Source organism: Anabaena sp. AL93, from assembly GCF_001672085.1.
GTDB classification, from domain to species: Bacteria; Cyanobacteriota; Cyanobacteriia; order Cyanobacteriales; family Nostocaceae; genus Dolichospermum; species Dolichospermum heterosporum.
Genome location: NZ_LJOU01000194.1, coordinates 1 through 2,604, shown reverse-complemented (window position 1 = coordinate 2,604; position 2,604 = coordinate 1). Strand labels below are relative to the sequence as shown.

The 2,604-nt window shown below is 40.7% G+C and carries 3 protein-coding genes; 1 reads left to right on the top strand and 2 read right to left on the bottom strand.

All coding sequences use genetic code 11. From position 1 onward, the window contains the following. Positions 1-160: 160 nt before the first annotated feature. Entirely contained in the window at positions 161-823 is a 663-nt protein-coding gene (nblB, locus tag AN486_RS26355) for a phycobilisome degradation protein NblB (RefSeq protein ID WP_290603030.1), read from the top strand. A gap of 378 nt (positions 824-1,201) precedes the next feature. Here nblB and AN486_RS26350 read toward each other — a convergent pair whose 3' ends face one another. Together AN486_RS26350 and AN486_RS26345 are read right to left on the bottom strand one after the other, a co-directional pair. Beyond that, the gene (locus tag AN486_RS26350; protein ID WP_053539116.1) at positions 1,202-1,720 is read right to left on the bottom strand and encodes a DUF456 domain-containing protein; all 519 of its coding nucleotides are present in this window, start codon (positions 1,718-1,720) and stop codon (positions 1,202-1,204) included. 129 nt (positions 1,721-1,849) lie between these two features. After that, a complete protein-coding gene (locus AN486_RS26345; protein ID WP_053539115.1) occupies positions 1,850-2,497 on the bottom strand; it encodes a cofactor assembly of complex C subunit B in 648 nt (215 codons plus the stop codon). Positions 2,498-2,604: the final 107 nt, after the last annotated feature.

The following is a 2,604-nucleotide window of genomic DNA, read 5'->3' as shown; positions in this document are numbered from 1 at the left end:
AGGTAGGGGAGGTAGGGGAGGTAGGGGAGGGAAGAACAGAAGTTTTTTCCGATCATTACCCGTCAAAATAAATTTGACGAACTACTAGGTGTGGGGAAGTAAGAGCAATATTCTTTTACAACTGACGACTGACAACTGACAACTGACAAGGGACTATTAAATGAGTGTATCTGCTGATAGTATAAAAGAGTTACTGCGTTCTGACAATTTAGGCGATCGCTTGCGTGCAGTTAACCAAATTCGGGATCTAGAACCACAAATCGCTTTAGAATTAGTACAAATTGCCATTCAGGATAAAAGTGCGCGTGTCCGTTATTCTGCTGTAAGTCAAATGGATACCCTGGGAACACAAGATTTACCATTATCCTTGACTATCTTACGGGGTTTATTACATGATCCTGAAGCGGATGTGCAATCCGCCGCAGCAGACTGTTTAGGTGCGCTAAAATTGCATGACGCTTTTGAAGACTTAAAAAAGCTTTACCAGGAAACACCAGAATGGCTAGTCCAGTTTAGCATTATTGCCACATTGGGAGAACTAGGAGATCCACGAGCTTTTGAATTACTTACCCAAGCGCTCGCTTCCGATAATGGTTTAATTCAAACTGCGGCTATAAGTTCCTTCGGTGAATTGGGAGATCCAAAAGCAGTTGCTCTCTTAGCTCCATATAGCACTAATTCAGATTGGCAAGTGCGTTACAGAGTTGTGCAAGCCTTAACTCGTTTGGGTAGTGATGAAGCTAAATCTATTCTAGCAACTTTGGTGAATGACGAAGTAGAAGCTATTTCCAAAGAAGCAAAAGCTGGTTTACAGTTATTTTAAACACGCGTGGGATATAAGGTTTTGCGAAACGACAAATAACCTAGATGTGTAGGGGTTTAGCACTGCTCATTGGTGTTAAAAATGGCTTATCTGTTGTCTTCCACAACCGCCAGGGAATAAATTCCCTGTCTCATAGCTCAAGTCCGTTAAAACGGACTAGTAAATTTTCCCAGTGTTTAGTCATCTTCAGATGACTTCTGCTATTAGACTGGGAATTCATTCCCAGGCGGGCTAAAGGTTTTACGTTAAGTTGACATCAATAAGCAGTGCTAAACCCCTACGAGAAATATGGGTTTTAGGACTATACATACTTAAAGTTTCCTGTCAATGCGTAACTCCTAATAACCTGATTTTTGATTGATACACAAACTTTGATTATTAACCACCATATACCTGCGGCCAAGTCGTCAATAAAAATACTATCACCGCACTGATAGCTAAAACACCTTGAATCAAATTCCCCACAACCGTTCCCACAGTAATTCCTATCCCAGCTTTTACCGCAGGCCATAATCGTCTTTGATAAAGGAACTCACCCACAATTGCTCCTAACAGTGGTCCAAATAAAATTCCTAATAACGGTCCACCAAAAGGTAAAGCTGGTAGTAATCCAAAAAATCCCAGTAACAACCCCACAAATGCGCCAATTTGTCCCCACTTACTAGCACCTGCTTGTTTTGCTCCGATATAACCAGCAAGGAAATCAACTCCTGTACTCAGAAGTAAAACAATAATTGTCACAATCAGGGGAATTTTAATAGCTGCAAAGGAATTACTCACGATTCCCCAAATAATAATAGATATTAAAATCAAACTACTTCCAGGTATCGCTGGAACTACAGCACCAATAATCCCCACAAACATTACAGCCACTAAGAGTAAATAAATAATTTGCATAATTCATAATTCATAACTTTTATCATCTCGCCAATCTCGTTCCCAGTCTCTGACTGGGAATGTTTATCAGGCGGCTATGCCGCTATTAACGGGAGGCAGAGCCTCAAAATCGGCATTCCTAGCCAGAGTCTAGGAACGAGAATCACCAAGGGTTACAGCTAATTTATCGGCAATTCCCCCAATCCAGTTTTCATCTTGTTTAGTGTAACTGCGGGGAGCATTTGCCGCTAAAATTAAAACCCCTTCTTTACCAATAGGTTGACAAATTACACCTTGTGTATTTTCTGGCAAATAATCAAATTCGATTTTACCAGGATAAACATACAAAGCAACTAGATAAATTGGCTTTTGTGTTTCTAATACTTTTTTTAAAATTGTTCCTGGGACTACTTCCGATTTAGCAGCCAAAATACCACGACGTAATAAAACTTTACCTTGATAGTAGACTATGAGCGATCGCGTCACTGTATTTGTTAATAATAACCGCGATGCCCAGGCTAATTCTATTTTCGCGGCTTCTGGTAAATCTGCTGCTAAAAAAAATCCCTCTTCCCCAATCAATTCTACTGTTTCAGGTGTACGCGGCTGTACCTGTTGCCAAATTAAACCAGTTAAAATTAACACCGCACTCAGAATTACCCCCAGCACATCTCCTCGGGCTTGAGAGTTTGTCAGTTGCGGTGTTAACAACCGATTCATTAACAAAAGCACAGCACCTAAACCCCCAACAACTAAGGGTAAACGCCGTAAAACTCGATTGGGATCTGATTTTGTCATTAGTCAGTTGTTAGTTGTCAGTTGTTAGTTGTCATTTGTCATTTGTCAGTTGTCATTTGTCATTGGCAAAATTCTTTCTCCCCTACTTCCCCCACTCCCCCCACTTC

What these genes read in the sequence shown, in the direction of transcription:
- nblB (WP_290603030.1), top strand. Translation starts at nt 161, where the DNA reads ATGAGTGTATCTGCTGATAGTATAAAAGAGTTACTGCGTTCTGACAAT.
- AN486_RS26345 (WP_053539115.1), bottom strand. Translation starts at nt 2,497, where the DNA reads ATGACAAAATCAGATCCCAATCGAGTTTTACGGCGTTTACCCTTAGTT.
- AN486_RS26350 (WP_053539116.1), bottom strand. Translation starts at nt 1,720, where the DNA reads ATGCAAATTATTTATTTACTCTTAGTGGCTGTAATGTTTGTGGGGATT.